The organism is Ruegeria sp. AF7, assembly GCF_056541885.1.
In genome coordinates this window covers 597369-615788 of the sequence record NZ_JBQFYX010000001.1, presented here as the reverse complement: position 1 = coordinate 615788, position 18420 = coordinate 597369, and the positions used below count along the sequence as shown (strand labels likewise).

General features: G+C 56.7%; 21 protein-coding genes and 1 tRNA gene. 12 read left to right on the top strand and 10 right to left on the bottom strand.

From position 1 onward, the window contains the following. Positions 1–127 precede the first annotated feature (127 nt). Together rplM and rpsI are read left to right on the top strand one after the other, a co-directional pair. Positions 128–586: a 50S ribosomal protein L13 gene (gene rplM, locus ACR0AP_RS03090; RefSeq protein WP_209503960.1), complete on the top strand. Its 459-nt coding sequence runs from the start codon at positions 128–130 to the stop codon at positions 584–586. A 6-nt stretch (positions 587–592) separates the two neighbouring features. Then, positions 593–1078, top strand: coding sequence for a 30S ribosomal protein S9 (gene rpsI / locus ACR0AP_RS03085; protein ID WP_209503959.1), 486 nt, complete (start codon positions 593–595; stop codon positions 1076–1078). Between the two features lie 68 nt (positions 1079–1146). Here rpsI and ACR0AP_RS03080 read toward each other — a convergent pair whose 3' ends face one another. From ACR0AP_RS03080 to ACR0AP_RS03040, 9 genes are all read right to left on the bottom strand, one after another. Then, positions 1147–2307, bottom strand: coding sequence for an ABC transporter substrate-binding protein (locus ACR0AP_RS03080; protein ID WP_480505207.1), 1161 nt, complete (start codon positions 2305–2307; stop codon positions 1147–1149). Between the two features lie 25 nt (positions 2308–2332). Beyond that, the gene (locus ACR0AP_RS03075) at positions 2333–4219 is read right to left on the bottom strand and encodes an AMP-dependent synthetase/ligase (protein ID WP_480505205.1); all 1887 of its coding nucleotides are present in this window, start codon (positions 4217–4219) and stop codon (positions 2333–2335) included. A gap of 5 nt (positions 4220–4224) precedes the next feature. Then, positions 4225–4998, bottom strand: coding sequence for an ABC transporter ATP-binding protein (locus tag ACR0AP_RS03070; RefSeq protein WP_480505203.1), 774 nt, complete (start codon positions 4996–4998; stop codon positions 4225–4227). Continuing rightward, a complete protein-coding gene (locus ACR0AP_RS03065) occupies positions 4995–5759 on the bottom strand; it encodes an ABC transporter ATP-binding protein (protein ID WP_209503955.1) in 765 nt (254 codons plus the stop codon). The genes ACR0AP_RS03070 and ACR0AP_RS03065 overlap by 4 nt, the downstream gene beginning before the upstream one ends. After that, positions 5756–6853 carry a branched-chain amino acid ABC transporter permease gene (locus ACR0AP_RS03060; protein WP_480505201.1) on the bottom strand — a complete coding sequence of 366 codons (1098 nt, stop codon included), beginning with the start codon at positions 6851–6853 and terminating at the stop codon, positions 5756–5758. The genes ACR0AP_RS03065 and ACR0AP_RS03060 overlap by 4 nt, the downstream gene beginning before the upstream one ends. Before the next feature lie 3 nt (positions 6854–6856). Beyond that, positions 6857–7732 carry a branched-chain amino acid ABC transporter permease gene (locus ACR0AP_RS03055; RefSeq protein ID WP_480505199.1) on the bottom strand — a complete coding sequence of 292 codons (876 nt, stop codon included), beginning with the start codon at positions 7730–7732 and terminating at the stop codon, positions 6857–6859. 75 nt (positions 7733–7807) lie between these two features. Further along, positions 7808–8836: an alcohol dehydrogenase catalytic domain-containing protein gene (locus ACR0AP_RS03050; protein ID WP_480505197.1), complete on the bottom strand. Its 1029-nt coding sequence runs from the start codon at positions 8834–8836 to the stop codon at positions 7808–7810. A 209-nt stretch (positions 8837–9045) separates the two neighbouring features. Further along, positions 9046–9600, bottom strand: coding sequence for a hypothetical protein (locus ACR0AP_RS03045; protein WP_480505195.1), 555 nt, complete (start codon positions 9598–9600; stop codon positions 9046–9048). 249 nt (positions 9601–9849) lie between these two features. Then, a tRNA-Ser gene (locus ACR0AP_RS03040) sits at positions 9850–9939 on the bottom strand. A 123-nt stretch (positions 9940–10062) separates the two neighbouring features. On the opposite strand from ACR0AP_RS03040, the gene ACR0AP_RS03035 reads away from it, so the two are divergent. The 9 genes from ACR0AP_RS03035 (at position 10063) to ACR0AP_RS02995 (ending at position 17519) form a co-directional block, all read left to right on the top strand. Next, complete coding sequence (locus ACR0AP_RS03035; RefSeq protein WP_480505193.1) at positions 10063–10905, top strand: DUF2059 domain-containing protein; 843 nt, start codon at positions 10063–10065, stop codon at positions 10903–10905. Then, positions 10905–11708 (top strand): DUF2059 domain-containing protein, encoded by an 804-nt coding sequence (locus tag ACR0AP_RS03030; RefSeq protein ID WP_480505192.1) that lies wholly within the window; start codon positions 10905–10907, stop codon positions 11706–11708. Before ACR0AP_RS03035 ends, ACR0AP_RS03030 begins: the two co-directional genes overlap by 1 nt. A 219-nt stretch (positions 11709–11927) precedes the next feature. Next, on the top strand, positions 11928–12539 hold the full coding sequence (locus ACR0AP_RS03025; RefSeq protein WP_480480969.1) for a 50S ribosomal protein L21: 612 nt from the start codon (positions 11928–11930) through the stop codon (positions 12537–12539). 11 nt (positions 12540–12550) lie between these two features. Continuing rightward, positions 12551–12820, top strand: a complete 270-nt coding sequence (gene rpmA, locus ACR0AP_RS03020; protein ID WP_050602452.1) for a 50S ribosomal protein L27 — start codon at positions 12551–12553, stop codon at positions 12818–12820. A gap of 96 nt (positions 12821–12916) precedes the next feature. Then, the gene (locus ACR0AP_RS03015; protein WP_480485662.1) at positions 12917–13525 is read left to right on the top strand and encodes a LysE family translocator; all 609 of its coding nucleotides are present in this window, start codon (positions 12917–12919) and stop codon (positions 13523–13525) included. Continuing rightward, a complete protein-coding gene (locus tag ACR0AP_RS03010; protein WP_480472732.1) occupies positions 13522–14058 on the top strand; it encodes a GNAT family N-acetyltransferase in 537 nt (178 codons plus the stop codon). The genes ACR0AP_RS03015 and ACR0AP_RS03010 overlap by 4 nt, the downstream gene beginning before the upstream one ends. Positions 14059–14095: 37 nt before the next feature. Beyond that, positions 14096–15130: a GTPase ObgE gene (gene obgE / locus ACR0AP_RS03005; protein WP_209596239.1), complete on the top strand. Its 1035-nt coding sequence runs from the start codon at positions 14096–14098 to the stop codon at positions 15128–15130. Continuing rightward, the gene (proB, locus tag ACR0AP_RS03000; RefSeq protein ID WP_480505190.1) at positions 15118–16224 is read left to right on the top strand and encodes a glutamate 5-kinase; all 1107 of its coding nucleotides are present in this window, start codon (positions 15118–15120) and stop codon (positions 16222–16224) included. Before obgE ends, proB begins: the two co-directional genes overlap by 13 nt. A gap of 32 nt (positions 16225–16256) precedes the next feature. Further along, positions 16257–17519: a glutamate-5-semialdehyde dehydrogenase gene (locus tag ACR0AP_RS02995; protein ID WP_480505188.1), complete on the top strand. Its 1263-nt coding sequence runs from the start codon at positions 16257–16259 to the stop codon at positions 17517–17519. Here ACR0AP_RS02995 and ACR0AP_RS02990 read toward each other — a convergent pair. Then, the gene (locus ACR0AP_RS02990) at positions 17516–18112 is read right to left on the bottom strand and encodes a histidine phosphotransferase family protein (protein ID WP_480505186.1); all 597 of its coding nucleotides are present in this window, start codon (positions 18110–18112) and stop codon (positions 17516–17518) included. The genes ACR0AP_RS02995 and ACR0AP_RS02990 overlap by 4 nt on opposite strands. A gap of 42 nt (positions 18113–18154) precedes the next feature. Here ACR0AP_RS02990 and ACR0AP_RS02985 point away from each other — a divergent pair, with 42 nt between their 5' ends. Then, a complete protein-coding gene (locus tag ACR0AP_RS02985) occupies positions 18155–18337 on the top strand; it encodes a DUF3553 domain-containing protein (protein WP_267364751.1) in 183 nt (60 codons plus the stop codon). The last annotated feature ends 83 nt before the right edge of the window (positions 18338–18420 follow it).

The following is an 18420-nucleotide window of genomic DNA, read 5'->3' as shown; positions in this document are numbered from 1 at the left end:
TTGTTTTTACGAATATAAATAAGCCAAGAGCCGCTTGACCTGCGTGCAGGCACCTCATAAAACCCGTCCATCGAATTCGGGCCGCTCCGCTGGGGCGGTCTTTCACATCAAACAGGACTATCCTGCCATGAAAACCTTTTCTGCAACACCTGCAGACATCGACAAGAAGTGGATCCTGATCGACGCCGAAGGCGTTGTTCTGGGCCGTCTTGCTTCGATCGTCGCCATGCGCCTGCGTGGCAAGCACAAAGCGTCGTTCACCCCGAACATGGACATGGGCGACAACGTCATCGTGATCAACGCTGACAAAATCCAGATGACTGGTAAGAAGCGCGAAGAAAACTTCTACTGGCACACTGGCCACCCTGGCGGCATCAAGTCGCGCACCAAACAGCAGATTCTGGAAGGTGCACACCCCGAGCGCGTGGTCTTCCAGGCCGTCAAGCGCATGCTGCCAGGCAACCGCCTGTCGCGCCAGCAGATGACCAACCTGCGTATCTATGCCGGTGCCGAGCACCCGCACGAGGCCCAGGCCCCCGAAGTTCTGGACGTCAAGTCCATGAACAAGAAAAACACCCGGAGCTAATGACCGATGGTTGATCAGATCAATACTCTCGAAGAGCTGAGCGCCGTCGCAGGCGTTGAAACCGTGGCCGAAGAAGTCATCGTGCGTGAACCCGTACGTGACGAGCTGGGCCGCTCCTACGCCACTGGCAAACGTAAAGACGCTGTTGCCCGCGTTTGGATCAAGCCGGGTTCCGGCAAAGTCACCGTGAACGGCAAAGATCAGGACGTCTATTTTGCACGCCCTGTTCTGCAGCTGATCCTGCGCCAGCCGTTCCAGGTTGCCGGCGTAGAAGGTGAATTCGACGTTGTTGCAACCGTCAAAGGCGGTGGCCTGACCGGTCAGGCCGGTGCGGTCAAGCACGGCATCTCGAAAGCGCTGCAACTCTATGATCCGAACCTGCGTGGTGCCCTGAAAGCCGCTGGCTTCCTGACCCGCGACAGCCGCGTTGTGGAACGTAAGAAATTCGGTAAGCGCAAAGCCCGCCGTTCGTTCCAGTTCTCGAAGCGTTAATTCGCCGGGAATACCCAAAAGAAAGGGCTCGCACTTGCGAGCCCTTTTGCTTTGCGCTGGTCAGGCATTCATTCTTCGTAAACGAGTTTCCACGCACCGTTTTCAACAACGTTGACGAACACAGTATCCGCGCCCTGATGGTCTTCAGGGCCATAGGTGATATGGTTGCCAACCAGATCGTCCTGATAATCCAGCGTTTCCATCGCTGCGATGAAACTGTCCTGCGTCAGATCGGGGCCTGCGGCTTCTAACGCCTTGACCATCATCTCAGCCGCCGAATAACCCAGCATGGCAAATCCGACCGGATCTTCGCCCGTGGCTGCCTTGTATTCCTCGATAAATGCGGCCGGAGCAGGTTGATCCGCACGCGCCCAAAGATCCTGCCACGAAGCTGCCGCGTAGAATCCATCAGTCACGCCACCGGGCACCTGCGCCACGACCGTCAGGAAACTGGCCGAGGTGCCGAGAAATTTCATATCGGTCAGGCCCATTTTCTTAGCGGTGCCCACGACAGTGATCGCCTGCCGCACCCCAAGCGCCATGGTGACGATATCGCAACCCTCTTCCTTGAGCTTGCTCAGCGATCCAACGAAATCCGTCTCATCCGGTTTGTGGGTGGTTTCTGATCCAAAAGTGATCCCGGCTTCTTCGGCTCCGGCCTTGCTGCCTTCTAGAATTTCCTCACCAAAATCTGTCGGCAAGTACATGGTGCAGACCGTCTTTGATCCAAACTCGCCAGCCAGATAGTTCACACCGACACGCGCCTGATCGAAATAGGTCGAGAAAGAGGTGAACTTGTTCCGCATGGGTTCCTGCAACATCTGACGCGCAGCAGTAAGAGGCGCCACGTTGGGAATGCCCTTGGGATCCAACAGCTTGAAACCTGCCATGTTCATCGGCGTTCCAAGCGACTGCAACATGGCAAATACCTTGTCGCGATTCAGCAGTTTGTTATAGCCCTGCATGGCTCGCGGCATCTGATAGCCATTGTCTTCGACCACGTAACGAATTTTTCGCCCGTGCACGCCACCGGCTGCATTCACCCGATCAAAGACGACATTTGCACCTTTGGTTGCCGGAACACCCACTGCGGCGAATATCCCGCTCAGGTCGTTGACAGAACCAATGACAATCTCATCATCGGTCACGCCCTGTGTTTGCGCCCAACCAAGTGTTGCCGATGCTGTCAGCAGTGATGCAGCCGCCAGCCTGTTGAGTAATTTCTTCATCTCTTTCCTCCCGTTAATCTTTTGGTCAAGTGTACATATCTTCGATCAGATGCCCGTGTTTCTTTTCAACCAATCCGCGTTTCAGCTTCATCGTGGCTGTAAGCTCGTCGTCTTCAGCGGTCAGCAGGACATCAATCAGACGGAAATCCTTGATCTGCTCGACCCGCGCAAATTCTGCATTAACAGCGGCAATTTCCGAACTGATCAACTGCCTGATTTCCGGTGCTGCGCATAGCGAGGCAAAATTCGAGAAGGGGATTTTATGGCCCTGCGCGTATTTTTCGACATTTTCCTGATCAATCATGATCAGTGCCGTCAGAAATTTGCGCCTGTCCCCGATGATGATTGCATCCGCGACATAATGACTGAACTTAAGGCGGCTTTCGATCTCGGCTGGGGTGATGTTCTTACCACCTGCGGTGATGATGATATCCTTAAGGCGGCCGGTAATGGTGACATAGCCATCCTTATCTATTGACCCCATATCACCGGTACGCAGCCAGCCGTCGGCGGTAAAGGTTTCTGCGGTTTTCGCGTTGTTGCGCCAATATCCCTGAAAAATGTTCAGGCCCTTCAGTTGGATTTCGCCATCGCCCGAGATACGGATGTCGCAGCCTTCGACGGCTTTGCCTATGGTTCCGATCTTATTGCTGTCTGTGGTGTTGAGCGTGGCAAGGCCCGAAGTTTCGGTCATCCCGAACCCTTCCACCAACGGCACGCCGATGGACCAGTACCATTTCAGCAGATCAGTCGAGATTGGGGCGGCACCTGTTCCGCCTCGTCGCAGTTTGTCCAGACCCAGCATCCGGCGCAGGTTTTTCAAAACCAGCTGATCCCAGAACCAGAATCTGGTGGCGACGCCGGTTGGAACAGGTTGGCCAGCACTCAGATATCCGGCACGGCGCGCACCAATTTTCAATGCCAGGCCGAATGCCAGCCGCCCCAAAGGTGTGGCTTCCTGCGTCAGGATCTGGACGTGTGAGTAGATCTTTTCCCAAACCCTTGGCACCGCTGTGAAGGTTGTCGGCGAGACCTCCTGAAGGTTTGGAAAAACAGTTTCAGGGCTCTCGGCAAAATTGACAGTGCAGCGGGCAGCCAAAGGAAAATAGACCGAGACATTACGTTCCAGAATGTGACACAGGGGAAGGAAACACAGCTGTTCATCGCCGGGCAGTGCTGGCAGCGCCCGTGCCGCGGATTCGACGGCGGCCAGAATATTTTCATGGCTAAGCATTGCGCCTTTCGGCTGACCGGTTGTGCCCGACGTATAGACCAGCAAGGCAGTGTCCTGCGGTTTGGCCAATGCAATTTCCGCTTCGAAGCGCCCGGGCTCGGCCAGTTCTGCCTTTTGGCCCAAGGCGAACAGCTCGTCGATCATCATGCAGCGCGGATGGTTCAGGTCATGCAATCCTTCGTCTTCAAGGATGATTACCTTGATCAGATCGGGAACCTCGGTCTCAATTCCCAGAAACTTGTCCAGATGTTCTTCGTCCTCGACAATCAGAAACCGGCTGCCGCTGTCGTTGATCAGATACTGCAACTGACTGGCGGAATCCGTGGTGTAGACGCCGGAAGCGATACCGCCAACGCCCTGAATACCCATGTCGAGCCAGGCCCATTCCTTGCGATCTTCGGACAGGATAGAGACCACATCGCCACGCTCCAGCCCCAGCTTGCGCAAGGCCAGCCCGATCCATTTGGCATGCTGCCAGTAATCGGCCCAGGAATAGGACTTCCAGATACCCAGGTCTTTTTCGCGATGCGCTGTTCGGCTGCCCAGTTCGGCACATCGGCTTTGGAACAATTCAGCAATTGTGATGCAGCCATCAACACGCACCGGGCGCTGTCCTGCCGTTGCGTTGAACTGAACGCCGTTTATCACGACCTGTGGGGGTAGAGGCGTGGCGTCCATCAGTCTTACCTCCACGTCTTTTTCCGCTTCCAGCGGCGGCTTTCGCGCGCGCCTTCTTCTTGTTTTCCAAGATAGAAGCTTTGAATATCCTCGGATCGCAAAAGCGCGTCGGCGGCCCCGTCCATGACGATGCGACCCACCTCCATGACATAGCCGTGATGCGCCAGTTCCAGCGCCGCATTGGCATTCTGTTCAACCAGCAACATCGTCATATTCTGCTCTTCGTTCAAGCGCTTGAGAATGCCGAAGATCTCTTGCACCAGCAGAGGGGACAGGCCCAAAGACGGCTCATCCAGCAACATGATACGAGGTCTGGCCATCAATCCGCGCCCTATGGCCAGCATCTGTTGCTGCCCACCCGAAAGGGTTCCGGCCTCTTGCGACCGACGGCTTTTCAGAACCGGAAAATAACGAAAGACCAGCTCACGATCCTGTTCGATCTGGTCTTTGTCTTTGCGGGTGTAGGCGCCGAGGCTCAGGTTTTCATCAACCGTCAGCAGTGGAAAAACTTCGCGCCCTTCCGGGATGTGGACCACCCCGCGCTGGACAACCTTGTGCGGCTCCCAGCCCTGGATGTCACCGCCGTCAAAGGTAATCGTTCCCTTTTCCGGGTCCATCACACCAGAGATGGTTTTCATCAATGTGGTCTTGCCCGCGCCGTTTGCGCCAAGGATCGACACGATTTTGCCTTCGTGAACATCCAGCGAAACGCCCCGAATGGCCATGATTGGGCCATAGAAACTTTCGATATTGCGAACTTGCAAGATCGGAGCGTTCATGAGGCTTTCCCCAGATATGCCTCGATCACGGCCGGGTGCGATTGCACATCTGCCGGTGGCCCGAGGGCCAGCTTTGCCCCATCTGCCATGGCCAGGACCCGGTCGGACACGCCCGATACCAATCCCATGTCGTGTTCGACCATCAGCACGGTAATGCCCATTTGCCGCCGGATATCGTCGATCCACCAACGCATATCGGTCGTCTCTTCCACCGACAGCCCCGACGCCGGTTCATCCAGCAGCAGCAACTTGGGATCGGTCGCCAGGGCACGTGCAACTTCGACCACTTTGCGCACGCCGTAAGGCAGCCCGGAAATCAACTTGTCGCGATAGGCCTGCAGGTCGAGGAAATCGATAATCTGTTCGACTTTTTCCCGGTTCTCCAGCTCTTGCCGTCGGACCGCAGGGGTGAACAAGAGTTCTGAAATCAGGTTCGTCTTGCGGTGCCGATGCCGTCCAACCAAAAGGTTTTGCAGGACAGTTGCGTGTTCGAAGAGCTCGATGTTCTGGAAGGTCCGCGCCACACCAAAGGCCGCCACGCCTGATGGTTTGGCCTGAAGCAGATCGTGACCATCAAACCGGATCGACCCTGAAAACGGATCGTAAAAGCGCGAGATCAGATTGAAGACCGTCGATTTGCCCGCGCCATTCGGCCCGACTATGGCAAAGACTTCGCCCTGCTGAACCTCGAAGGACAAATTGTCCACGGCCGTCAGACCACCAAATTTCAGGGTAACGTTTTCAAATTCAAGCAAGCTCATCTCAGACGCTCCGTCTTGAGATAGGATTTCTGCCGTTTGAACATGTCCTTGCGATAGAAGGGAAACAGTTCGAACCAGGTGCGGATTTTCAGCCAGCGGCCATAGATGCCCATGGGTTCGAAAAGGATGAAGCCGATCAGGATCATGCCAAAGATGCCGAACTCCAGCCCCGGAATGGCAACGGTGTTTCCGCCAATGATCGCGCCGACATATTCCTTTGAAATCGATAGAAACTGCGGCAAGAACCCGATGACGATTGCGCCCAGGAACGCGCCATGGATCGAGCCCAGCCCGCCAATAACAATCATCATCAGCAATTGGATCGAAATCAGGACGCTGAAGGTTTCATTGTTAAACGCACCAGCAAACAGACCCATCAACGCGCCGGCCCAACCTGTAACCGCACAGGACAAGGCGAATGAAATCATCTTTGTTCGCGCGATATCTATACCCATCGCCTGCGCCGAAACCTCGGAGTCGCGAACGGCGATGAAGCTACGTCCTAGAGGGGCCCGCAGCAGGTTTAAATATCCCAACGTGACCAGAACGGTGACGAACAGAACCAGCCAGTAAAAAAGATCAGGCGTCCCCCAGCGATCAACCGTAAGGCCAAAGATCTCGACCCCGCCGATATATTTACCCGCGACACCACCAGTGATCGGCTCGGACAGAACGATGATGTCATCCATCAGGATGGACAGCGCCATGGTAAAGATCGCCAGGTAGATACCGTGAAGCCGCAGGGCAGGGACTGCGACGGTCACACCCGCGATCCCGGTCAGAATTCCGGCCAGCGGAAACGCGACTAGAAAAGGAACGCCTGCCTCAATCAGGGCCACGTTGGCGTAACAGCCAAAGGCCAGAAAGGCCGCATGGCCCAGGCTGACTTGCCCTGTATGTCCGGTCAGGATCATCAGGCCCAGACCGGCGATGGCCCAGATCAGAACGTTTGTCAGTTCACCCAGATAGAAATCGTCCAGTGCGAAGGGCGCGGCCGCGACGACAAACAGTAGAAGCAGATAAAGGCGCAGCTGGAACCCGTCTTTCCAGGGGCGGATATCCTGCATGTAGTCGGTTTTGAAAACGATCCGCATGGCTCAGACCTTCTTGACCCGGACCTGACTGAACAGCCCGTTTGGTCGGAAGATCAGGACGGCAAGCAGCAAAGCGTATGGCGCGACCTGGCTGTAACCTGCCGCAATGTACCGGCTGGCGAAGGGTTCGATAACGCCGACAATCAGCCCTCCGGCCAATGCACCCGGCAAACTGCCGAATCCGCCGATAACGGCGGCGGCAAACGCCTTGATGCCCAGCAGTCCGGTTGTCGGATCCACAGCGCCTTTTGCAGCAAAGAGAATTCCGGCAATTCCTGCAACGCCTCCAGCCAAAGCCCAGACCCATCCCTGAACACGCCTGACGGGAATGCCCATGTAATAAGCTGCCAGCTGGTTTTGCGAGGCGCCCTGCATCGCCAGACCCAGCTTGGTGCGGCTGAAGAAAACATAGAGTGCCCATGTCAGCAGCAACGTGACAACGATTATCGCGACATCCTCCATCCCCAGTACAAGACCGCCCATACGCACTTCTTTGCCCGCAAGCGGGTTTTGCAGCGTTTGCGGCTCGTGCCCCCAGATCAGACCGGCAACGAAACGGATCACAAAGCCCAAAGCAATGGTCAGTATGACAACGGCGGTCTGGCTTTCACCGAACAAGCGTCGAATGATCAGGCGATCAAGAAGAAAACCGAGCGCGCCCATTATTCCCAATGAAACAGGCAGAGCGAGCCAGAACGGCAACGCCATATATTCGGTATTTGTCAGGCCGATGGTCACAAATGCGCCCAGCATCATGAAATCGCCCTGCGCAAAGTTCACCGCTTCGGTTGCCTTGTAGATCAGTACAAAGCCAAGCGCGATCAGGCCGTAGACACACCCGTTCGCCAGCCCGCTAATCAGCAGCTGCGCATTATCCACACTGTCCTCCCTCCACCGGTTTTCCAGCGTCTTCTTCCGCCCGCGTGTATCCTCCGGCAACGCAGGTGAGTTCTACTATGGGGCGATAATCACCTTTCCGTCACTCTTTTTCAGCGCTTCGGCAAGATTCGACACAAGATTTTCGAGTGTAAGGTGTTCGGAAACATCCGTTTTCCAGCGACCATTGGCAAAGCGGGCCTGAACTTCGGCCACAACCCGCATCTGGTCAGCGGGCGGTGTCGACATCATCCATTGCGTCAGCCAGAAACCTTCGATCCGTTTGCCCATGAAAATCAGCTGGCCGGTCTGGGAAAGCGTTGGCGCTTCGGTCGAAAGTTTGCCGTAGCTGACCCAGCGCGCCCGGTTGGGCATGGCGCAGAACAGTTTCTCGGACAGTTGATCCGTCACCGCATCAAGGAAGACCCGCGGCTTCAGCGTGGCGCTTATCGCGGCAAACTTCTCGACGATTTCAGGATCGGACGTCACAAGCACTTCGGCAGCTCCAAGACTTTTCAGCGTGTCGACTGTCTCGGCCCGGCGCACCAGCGCGATGGGTTTCAACCCCAGATCACGCCCGAGGCTGCACATCAGTTTTCCCAATTGGCTGGACGCAGCGGATATCACAAATGCATCGCCGTCTTCCCTTGCCATGTCCACCATCGCCATCGCGGTGAGAGGGTTGACGATTTGCGCGGCGCCGTCATCATCTGAAATATCCGGACGCAAGGGAATACACATTTGCATCTGCGTCACGATGTATTCCGCCCAGGCGCCGGAACCTGCGGCCACGAAAGCGACGCGCTGTCCCTTCAGCGCCTCGGCACCTTTTCCGGTTGCAACGACGTCGCCACAGCCTTCGAAGCCGGCCGCGGCACCTTTGACGCGCGGCTGGCCGTATTCACCCTTAATGAAGTGGAGGTCGGACGGATTGACCGACGACGCGCGCAGGCGGATCAAAACCTGACCGGGGCCGGGATTGGGAACGGGCAGTTCCGCGGGTTCAAGCCAATCAGCCGCATTCTCGATGACTGGTCCGGTCGAAGTGGCCGAGTACCCGCCGTGTTTCAGGATGGCAGCTTTCATTGTTTGGGGCAGGTCAGTCATGGGATCGTCCTCAAGATGGCTAGTTCAATGTGCACACCCCCTTAAACAGGAGATTGCCAACGGGCGACCTCGGGGTGAGGATGTGTTGTCGGGGCAGCCAATCAAAAGCCGAACACTGGGTCAATTCAGAGAAACGATAACGTAAGGGCACGACTGGAAAATTGGCGTGCGGGGTAGGGGCCGGAAACTGGCAACCGGCCCCTTCTTTGTTACTGCTGCGTCAACAGCGCGGTCAGTTCCTGAATCTTCAAGGCGATGGTTTCAGGCGACTCTTTAATGTCATTTACAATCTTGATCGCCTGTTCTTTCAGATCCGTGGCCAATGTGCTGTCCTGAATCGAGCTAATGATACCTTCATAGTCGAAATTGGTGGGGTCCAGCTTGCCTTCCTGAATCCAGGAGCTCAGCAATTCCTGTCCCTGACCCGCCAGCGCCGCCACCTGATCACCGGCTTGCTGTGCTGCCTCGGATGCTTGTTCCGCAACAGACGAAGCTGCCTCACTGGCTTGGTCGGCAACCGACGATGCGGCTTCCTGCGCCTGTTCGGTCAAGGATGAAGCTGCCTCGCTGGCCTGTTCTGTTGCACCTTCCAGCGCATCAGACGCAGCTTCCTGAGCGGTTGACGCGGCATCAGCCACTGCATCGCCCGCCTCCTGCGCTGCGGATTGCACTTGTTCAGCCGGAGTTTGTTCGGACTGGTTGAGATAGTAGTAACCACCAACACCGACAGCGGCGATGATGATCAGGATAAGAATACGCGACATGTGTGTCTCCTTTGGAAAATGTGTCGCCGGGATGCGTTAAATGTAGCGGAGATACAAAGGGGAATTCCTGTGAATTCTCAGCAGAATACAGGTTTGGGCCGTGCTACGCTGATTGCACCAGATTTCACGGCAAGAACACGCCGGGTGACCTAGGCCACTACAGTTTCTGACAGCGGACCACTTGCAATTTTGTTGAGAACCCAAATCAGACCGGAAGACGTTTTCTGACAGCCTTCGATATTGGGAATGTGGCGGAGAGACAGGGATTCGAACCCTGGGTGGGCTTGCACCCACAACGGTTTTCGAGACCGCCCCGTTCGACCACTCCGGCACCTCTCCGCGGGGGTCTGTGAGGGGGGGATTTAGTCAGGAACGAACGGGGGCGCAAGCAGAAAATTCCGGAAATCGTGATTGCCGGGATTTTCCGTTGCCTGCCAGCGCAAAACACCTACTCTGAAAGGTATGACACAGTTTGCACGCCGCATCGCCTTTTGGTTTCTCGCCTCGTTTCTGGCACTTGTTCTGGTTCCTCCTGAGCTTTCCGCAGCGAACCGGGATCGGATTGAGGCTTTTCTGATCACAACGGGCTTTGACGTAGCTCTTGAAAGCATCGCCCTGAGTTCACGGTCCGCGCCGCAGATGTTGGGTGTTGACCCAGAGGGTTTCGGCTCGGACTGGACCCGTTTGACGGACGAGGTTTTTGAAGTCGGTGCAATGCACGACACCGCAGTTTCCATTCTGGAACAGACCCTAAGTGACGAGGCCCTGGCACACGCTGTCGAGTTTTACGCGTCTGACCTTGGTCAACGTCTGGTCGTGGCCGAAAATGCCTCACACATGCAAGAAGACGATGACGTCAAGCAATTGGCAGGCCAAAGGATCATCTCTGACCTGATCAAAAGCGGATCGAAACGGGTCGAAAGTTTTAAACGCATGAACACGGCGATCGATTCCACAGGTACGGCGTTGCGTGCCTTGCAGGAAATTCAGGTGCGCTTCCTGCTGGCGGCCAGCGCATCGGGCGTCATCGAGTTGCAGCTGAACGGAGATGAACTGCGTGAATTGATCAAGCGAAATGAACCGGCAATGCGTCAGTCACTGCAACTTTCTAATCTGGCGGGTGCGGCCTACACCTATCAGGATTTTTCCGACGCTGATGTGGATACTTATGTTGACGCGCTGGAACAGCCGCTGATGCAGGAAGTCTACGAGCTGTTGAACGCCATCCAATATGAGATCATGGCCATGAGGTTCGAGGTTCTGGCCGCACGGATGGCCGAGTTGCACCCGGCACAGGACATTTGATGCAGCGCGTAATTCTGGCATTTGTGGTCGCCCTGTGTTGGGCACTGCCGCTGTATGCCGATGGAAAAGTCGATCGGCTGGCACAAGCCATGCGTCTGACACAGGTGATGGAAATCCTTGTTCACGAGGGGCAGGGCCATCGCGAGACTCTTGACGATACTTTTTTGGATAACAAGGGTGGCGCTTTTTTCGAGTCGCAGGTCAATCGTATCTACGATCCCCTTTGGATGCGGGAACATCTGACGGACGCCTTCAAAGAAGGTATGTCCGATGTTCAGCTTGATCAGGCCATCTTGTTTTTTGAAAGCGATCTTGGCCAGACCATCGTAACACTGGAAAACTCGGCCCGGCGCGCCATGTCGGATCAGGCAATCGAAGACATGGCCCGAGAAGCCTACAAATCCGCAGAACGCAGCACCGCTCAGTTTGCTTTGGTCAAGGAATATATCGAGGCAAATGACCTGATCGAAAAGAATGTTCAGGGGGCATTGACGTCTGACTACAGCTTCTTTCAGGGGCTTGATGTTGATGCGCGGACCGATGATCAGGAACTTCTGGCTGAGCTTTTATTGCAGAAAGATAGCCGGGCCGAGGACACTGAGGAGTGGCTTTTCTCGTTTCTTCTTATGGCCTACCGCCCGTTGGACGAGGCGCAGATGCGCGAAAATATCGCGTTTTCCAGAACCGAGACGGGACAGGCCCTGAATGACGCCGTGTTTGACGGCTTTGATCGCATGTTCAATGATATTTCCTATCGCCTGGGGCAGGCGGTTGCACAGGCGCTGAGGGCGTCCGATCTTTGACACCGCTTTGGTGTTGACTTTTACCTGTAATCTAAGGATAAGCGCGCATCCCGGCCGGTTTTCCGCGCCGGGTATCGTTATTATTTGGCCCTCATGACGTTGTCAGGGGCCATTCACACAGCCCGAAAAGGGCGCGCTGTTCGAGGTGGCTTTCAAGTTTCTTGGGGCCAAAACACCCAACCGGGGACCACAGAACGCGGGTTAGAAAAGGAAAGACGCATGTTTGCGGTCCTCAAGACTGGCGGCAAGCAGTACAAGGTTCAGGCGGGCGATATCCTCCGCGTTGAAAAACTGGCTGCCGACGCAGGTGAAAAAGTTCAATTCAACGATGTTCTGATGCTGGGCGGTGACGCTCCGGTTGTTGGCGCACCTTTCGTTGCAGGCGCAGGCGTTCAGGCCGAAGTGATCGAACAGATCAAAGGTGACAAGGTCATCAAGTTCGTCAAACGCCGTCGTAAGCACAGCTCGAAGCGTACCGTTGGCCACCGTCAGAAACTGACACTGGTCAAAATCACCGACATTCTGGCGTCGGGCGCCGACAAATCGGGCATCAAAGCTGCAACCGGTTCCGCTCCGGCTGGCGAGGCGGCACCCGCTGCAAAGCCTGCCAAGAAAGCCGAAGCCAAGGCTGAAGCACCCGCTGCTGCCGCTGCTGACGATCTGACCCAACTGAACGGTGTCGGCCCTGCCGCCGCCAAGAAGCTGGTTGAGGCCGGTATCGAGAGCTTTGCCGCTCTGGCCGCCTTGTCGGATGAGCAGATTGCTGCTATCGAAACGGTCAAAGTGAAACCCGAATGGGTTGAGCAAGCCAAAGAATTGGCTAAAGGCTAAGGAGAGAGAGAATGGCACATAAAAAAGCTGGCGGTTCCTCCCGTAACGGTCGCGACTCAGCTGGTCGTCGCCTTGGCGTAAAACTGTATGGTGGCCAGGCCGCTATCGCAGGCAACATCATCGTGCGTCAGCGCGGCACCAAGTTCTGGCCGGGTGAAGGCGTAGGCATTGGCAAAGATCACACCATCTTTGCAACTGTCGATGGCGCCGTGAAGTTCCACAAGGGACTTAAAAACCGCACCTTTATTTCGGTCCTGCCAGTGGCGGAGGCCGCAGAGTAAGCCGAGACCCAGAAGGTTTAAGAAAAATTCATGGGGGACCGGCACAAAGTGCCGGTCCCCTTTCTCGTTTTAACGCAGTCGTGACCGAAAGAACCGATGACAGTCGCAACCACCAGTTTCCTGATCTTTGCCGCCTCTCAGGTCGGTACGCCGGGGCCGGCCAACATGGTCCTGCTGGGAACGGGTGCGCGCTATGGGTTTCGTGCCGCATTACCTTTTGTGGCCGGTGTCGTGCTTGGTAAGCAGCTGATTATCTGGCCCGTGGGCTTTGGTTTGCTGCAACTGGCGGAACAGGTTCCGACGGCCTTTGCGGCGCTGAAATATGCTTCGGCTGCATATATTTGCTGGCTGGCGTGGAAGATCGCGAATTTGCGACTGTCGCGCGAAACTGCGGTTGGTGATGTTCCGGGATTCTGGGCGGGGTTGATCGTGCATCCGCTGAATCCAAAAGCCTGGGCCATGATTGTTGCAGGTTTTACGGGCTTTGTCGCGGCGGGGACGTCCAGCTTTGACGCAACGCTCACGATCGCTCTTAGTTTGTTGATCTGCCAGATTTTTTTGCACCCGATCTGGACTTTTGCGGGGGATAGAATCGCGCATGCGGTTGAAGGTCGCCCGGCGGAAAAATATCTGATGTGGACGTTGGCGGGTCTTACGGTCGCGTCCGTACTATTCGTGTTGTTCGGAGGAGGAACACACCAATGAAGCTTGAGACAATAATAAATCAGCCGGTCATTGAAACCGAGCGGTTCGACCTGCGCCCCCTGCGCCGGTCGGATATGGGCCTTATCGAGCATTACGCAGGTGATGAGCGCGTGGCGCGGATGACCACCAGTATTGCACATCCACTGGCCCCCGGTTCGATCGAAGCCTTTGTAACCCGTTCGATGGCTGACAACCGGGACGAGGACGTCTGGGTCATGGATGCCACCAAGGACGGTGGCCCGGAACTGATCGGTGTGATTTCGCTGAAACGGCTTGATCGGAATCAGTCTGAAGTCGGCTATTGGGTCGCGCCGATCTATTGGAACACGGGCATTGCCTCGATGGCTGTGGAAGCGCTTGTTAACGCCAACCCGCTGGAAAACGCGACGATGTTTGCCAGTGTGTTTCAGGATAATCCGGCCTCGGCCCGGGTCCTGACCCATTGCGGGTTCCAGTATCTGGGGGATGCGGAAAGCTATTCGGTGGCGCGCGATGCGAATGTGCCCACCTGGACATACAGTAAAAAACTCTGACTTGTGGCCGATGGGGCCTTTGCAGTAGGGGACACACATGAAATTTCTCGATCTCGCAAAGGTCTACATCCGGTCCGGGGCCGGCGGTAGCGGCTGCGTCAGCTTCAGACGCGAAAAGTTTATCGAATACGGCGGCCCCGATGGCGGGGACGGCGGCAAAGGCGGGTCTGTCTGGGCCGAAGTTGTGGATGGGCTGAACACCCTGATCGACTTCCGCTATCAGCAACACTTCTTCGCCAAAAACGGGCAACCGGGCCGGGGGCAGCAACGCACCGGCAAGGATGGGGACGATATCGTTCTGCGTGTTCCGGTTGGCACTGAAATCCTGGACGAAGACGAAGAAACCGTCATCTGCGACCTGACCGAAGTCGGGCAACGCGTTCTGCTGGCCAAGGGCGGCAATGGCGGCTTTGGCAACCTGCATTTCAAGTCCGCCACCAATCAGGCCCCGCGCCGCGCCAATTCGGGGCAGGCGGGGATTGACCGCACAATCTGGCTGCGGCTCAAGCTGATCGCCGATGTGGGTCTTTTGGGTATGCCGAATGCAGGCAAGTCGACCTTTCTGGCGGCCACGTCGAATGCGCGGCCCAAGATTGCCGACTATCCGTTTACCACGCTGCACCCCAATCTTGGCGTTGTCGGCGTGGACAACGTCGAATTTGTTGTGGCCGATATCCCGGGCCTGATCGAAGGCGCTCATGAAGGCCGTGGCATTGGTGACCGTTTTCTGGGTCACGTGGAACGCTGTGCCGTGTTGTTGCATCTGGTCGATGGCACCTCTGCGACGGTCGCCGATGATTACCGCACGATCATTCACGAGCTGGAAGCCTATGGCGGTGAACTGGCTGAGAAGCCCCGGATCACTGTTCTGAACAAGATCGACGCGCTGGATGACGAAGAACGTGCCCTTGCCGTCGCTGAGCTTGAGGAGGCCGTGGGCGGCCCCGTCATGACCATGTCCGGTGTGGCACATCTGGGTGTAACCGAAGTTCTGCGGGCGCTGCGCAGCCAGATTGACGACAACCGTGTGCGTCAGAAACCCGCTGAGGAGGCACAGCCTTGGCAACCCTGACCTCGGCACGCCGTTTGGTGGTAAAAATCGGGTCGGCTTTGCTGGTTGATCGCGACACCGGCCTGCTGCGGTCTGACTGGCTGCTGTCGTTGGCGCAGGATGTTTCCTGGCTCAAGGGGCAGGGGAAAGATGTAATCCTTGTTTCGTCCGGTTCGATTGCACTGGGTCGCGGCGTTCTGGGCCTGCCGATGGCGGCACTGCCCTTGGAACAGTCACAGGCAGCTGCTGCGGTTGGGCAAATCCGGCTTGCACGCGCTTATGAAGAAGCGTTGGCACCCCATGGGATCACCACGGCGCAGGTTCTGGTGACGCTTGAAGACAGCGAAGATCGCCGCAGGTATCTGAACTCACGCGCAACCTTGGAAACTCTGCTTGGGTTGGGCGTCGTTCCGATCGTCAATGAAAACGACACGGTTGCAACGGACGAAATCCGGTATGGCGACAATGACCGTCTGGCCGCGCAAATCGCCGTGACAGTAGGGGCCGACCAACTGATTCTGCTGTCGGATGTGGATGGCTTCTATTCGGGCAATCCTAAGGAAGACACTTCGGCGAAGCGCTTCGAGACAATCGACAGGATCACACCCCAGATTGAAGCCATGGCCGGTGATGCGGGCTCGGGCCTGTCAAAAGGCGGGATGAAAACAAAACTGTTGGCGGCCAAGATGGCAACCGCGGGCGGTTGCGCCATGGCGATTACCGAAGGGTCGGTTCTGAACCCTCTGAAAACGCTTGAAAACGGTGCCAATTCCACATGGTTTACCGCGACATTGGATCCACACGCAGCCCGCAAACGATGGATTTCGGCGATGAAACCTCGGGGTGAGATTACCGTGGACGAGGGGGCGGCCAAGGCACTGGCCAATGGCAAAAGCCTGCTCCCTGCCGGGATTGTGGAAGTGACCGGAGATTTCGGTCGCGGCGATCCTGTCGCCGTCCTTGATCTGGAATCCCGCCGTCTGGCTCAGGGGATAAGCCGGTATACGGCGCAGGAAGCCGATGCGATCAAGGGGCGTAAGTCTTCTGAGATTGAAGCGACGCTGGGCTATCCCGGCCGCGCAGCCCTCATCCACCGGGACGACCTCGCCCTTTAACCTTCAATAAGATGATCTGAAAGGCACGCGATATGAAAGACTTCGACAGCATTCCTGCTCTGATGGAAGATCTTGGGAAACGTGCCAAAGCCGCTTCGCGTGAACTGGCTTTCGCAACAGCTGAACGAAAGCACGCGGCGCTGACTGCAGCCGCAGACGCGGTTTGGGCCAATCGGGCACGGATCATCGAAGCCAATCAAAAAGATCTGGAATTCGGCCGCGACAAAGGCCTGAGCCCTGCAATGATGGATCGCCTGATGCTGGATGAGGCGCGCGTTCAGGGTATGGTGGACGGGCTGAGAACCGTCGCGGATCAGGCCGACCCGGTGGGTGAGGTTCTGTCAGAATGGAACATGCCCACGGGCCTTAACATCCAGCGCGTCCGGACACCGTTGGGGGTTATCGGTGTGATCTATGAAAGCCGACCCAACGTGACTGCGGATGCCGGGGCGCTGTGCCTGAAATCGGGCAATGCGGTAATCCTGCGTGGCGGATCCGAAAGCTTTAACTCCTCAGCCGCGATCCATGCCTGTCTGGTCGAAGGGCTGAAGGCCGCGAACCTGCCCGAAGACGCCATTCAACTGGTGCCCACACGCGACCGCGCTGCGGTGCAGGAGCTGCTGACGCTGACCGACTATGTCGACGTCATCGTTCCACGCGGTGGTAAGGGACTGGTGGGCCTTGTACAACGAGAGGCCCGTGTGCCGGTCTTTGCCCATCTCGAAGGCATCGTGCACATTTACATCGACAAGGCTGCTGATCCGCAGAAAACGCTGGAAGTTGTGCTGAATGCCAAGACCCGCCGCACTGGTATTTGCGGAGCCGCTGAATGCTTGCTGGTTCATCAGGATATCGCCGACACACTGGGGCGTGACGTCGTTGCGGCACTGGTCCAGTCAGGTGTCGAGGTTCACGCCGACGGTGTCCTCGCTGCGGAGGGTACAGTTGCTGCTACGGCGGAAGACTGGGGAAAAGAGTTCCTCGACAGCGTGATCGCTGCGAAGCCCGTTGCCGATATTGATGCCGCGATTGCTCATATTCAGCAATACGGCTCGAACCACACCGATTGCATCATGACCGAGGATGACACGGCTGCGGCCCGTTTCTTTGAGCGTCTGGACAGCGCAATCCTGATGCACAATGCCTCGACTCAGTTTGCGGATGGTGGCGAGTTTGGCATGGGGGCAGAAATCGGAATCGCGACGGGCAAGATGCACGCGCGCGGACCGGTTGGGGCGGCGCAATTGACCAGTTTCAAATATCTCGTGCGCGGGAACGGAACGATCCGGGCTTAAAACCGAAGTGACACGCGGGTTGCCGAGGTTTCAACGGCAATCCGCCGACCCATCGCAGCTGCCGTTTCAGGCAGCAACGCGAACTGAACGTGCGCGGGCGTGATCTTGGTGGGAAACCGACCTGTCACGACGTTCTTCCAAAGATCACCATCGACATTCAACCGGTCTGCAACCCCGGTCACTATCCAATTGTTGCCCTGATTGACGATTTCGACAGCGCCGCCCAGAGGCATGGCACTTTCGCAGCACATCAGTGCCAGAAAGGCCAGTTTGACCTGATTACGCGGCACTGGCCCGGTCAGGTTCCAGTTGACCCGTATCCGCCCGGCACGCTCGATATCTTTCAGCAGTTCGGTTACTTCGGCCCGACCAAGCGGGTGATCACTGCTCGAGCCAAAGGCAACACGGAAAAAACGAATACGTGCCCCGGCACTTCCGACACTGCCCGAGATCAGTTCCATCTCGGGGCCCTGTACGGCGCCCACCATATCCAACAGCTCAAGCCCGTTGGTGATCGCGCCGATCGGGCTGATCAGATCATGGCAAATCCGCGAACCGATCAATTCGGCCAGGTTGACGTTGCTCTCGCCCATGCGTACCTCCGACTGTATCTGCCGCACGTCCCGGAGGCCCCTATGACAGACATGAATGCTATACTTGCACCGGGCATGTTTGTCCGCCACCCGGATTTTCCCGAATGGGGCGTCGGACAGGTTCAGTCCAACATTGCAGGCAAGATCACCGTGAACTTTCGCGAGCAGGGAAAAGTGGTGATCGACGGAACGCGCATCGCCCTGATGCCGGTCTTTGATCTGTGAAAGTGGTTTAGGAAAGGTTAACAACGCTGACCGAAGCGGGGCTTGTTGCCTTTGGCTGAAAAACTGCGGTATCAGCAGCCAAA

Excerpts from the sequence above, each read along its gene's own strand:
- ACR0AP_RS02990 (WP_480505186.1), bottom strand. The coding sequence starts at position 18,112 with ATGGGCGAGAGCAACGTCAACCTGGCCGAATTGATCGGTTCGCGGATT.
- ACR0AP_RS03050 (WP_480505197.1), bottom strand. The coding sequence starts at position 8,836 with ATGACTGACCTGCCCCAAACAATGAAAGCTGCCATCCTGAAACACGGC.
- ACR0AP_RS02995 (WP_480505188.1), top strand. The coding sequence starts at position 16,257 with ATGAAAGACTTCGACAGCATTCCTGCTCTGATGGAAGATCTTGGGAAA.
- ACR0AP_RS02985 (WP_267364751.1), top strand. The coding sequence starts at position 18,155 with ATGACAGACATGAATGCTATACTTGCACCGGGCATGTTTGTCCGCCAC.
- rplM (WP_209503960.1), top strand. The coding sequence starts at position 128 with ATGAAAACCTTTTCTGCAACACCTGCAGACATCGACAAGAAGTGGATC.
- rpsI (WP_209503959.1), top strand. The coding sequence starts at position 593 with ATGGTTGATCAGATCAATACTCTCGAAGAGCTGAGCGCCGTCGCAGGC.
- ACR0AP_RS03015 (WP_480485662.1), top strand. The coding sequence starts at position 12,917 with ATGACAGTCGCAACCACCAGTTTCCTGATCTTTGCCGCCTCTCAGGTC.
- ACR0AP_RS03030 (WP_480505192.1), top strand. The coding sequence starts at position 10,905 with ATGCAGCGCGTAATTCTGGCATTTGTGGTCGCCCTGTGTTGGGCACTG.
- ACR0AP_RS03080 (WP_480505207.1), bottom strand. The coding sequence starts at position 2,307 with ATGAAGAAATTACTCAACAGGCTGGCGGCTGCATCACTGCTGACAGCA.
- ACR0AP_RS03010 (WP_480472732.1), top strand. The coding sequence starts at position 13,522 with ATGAAGCTTGAGACAATAATAAATCAGCCGGTCATTGAAACCGAGCGG.
- ACR0AP_RS03060 (WP_480505201.1), bottom strand. The coding sequence starts at position 6,853 with ATGCGGATCGTTTTCAAAACCGACTACATGCAGGATATCCGCCCCTGG.
- ACR0AP_RS03035 (WP_480505193.1), top strand. The coding sequence starts at position 10,063 with ATGACACAGTTTGCACGCCGCATCGCCTTTTGGTTTCTCGCCTCGTTT.
- ACR0AP_RS03070 (WP_480505203.1), bottom strand. The coding sequence starts at position 4,998 with ATGAACGCTCCGATCTTGCAAGTTCGCAATATCGAAAGTTTCTATGGC.
- ACR0AP_RS03065 (WP_209503955.1), bottom strand. The coding sequence starts at position 5,759 with ATGAGCTTGCTTGAATTTGAAAACGTTACCCTGAAATTTGGTGGTCTG.
- rpmA (WP_050602452.1), top strand. The coding sequence starts at position 12,551 with ATGGCACATAAAAAAGCTGGCGGTTCCTCCCGTAACGGTCGCGACTCA.
- ACR0AP_RS03025 (WP_480480969.1), top strand. The coding sequence starts at position 11,928 with ATGTTTGCGGTCCTCAAGACTGGCGGCAAGCAGTACAAGGTTCAGGCG.
- ACR0AP_RS03075 (WP_480505205.1), bottom strand. The coding sequence starts at position 4,219 with ATGGACGCCACGCCTCTACCCCCACAGGTCGTGATAAACGGCGTTCAG.
- obgE (WP_209596239.1), top strand. The coding sequence starts at position 14,096 with ATGAAATTTCTCGATCTCGCAAAGGTCTACATCCGGTCCGGGGCCGGC.
- ACR0AP_RS03045 (WP_480505195.1), bottom strand. The coding sequence starts at position 9,600 with ATGTCGCGTATTCTTATCCTGATCATCATCGCCGCTGTCGGTGTTGGT.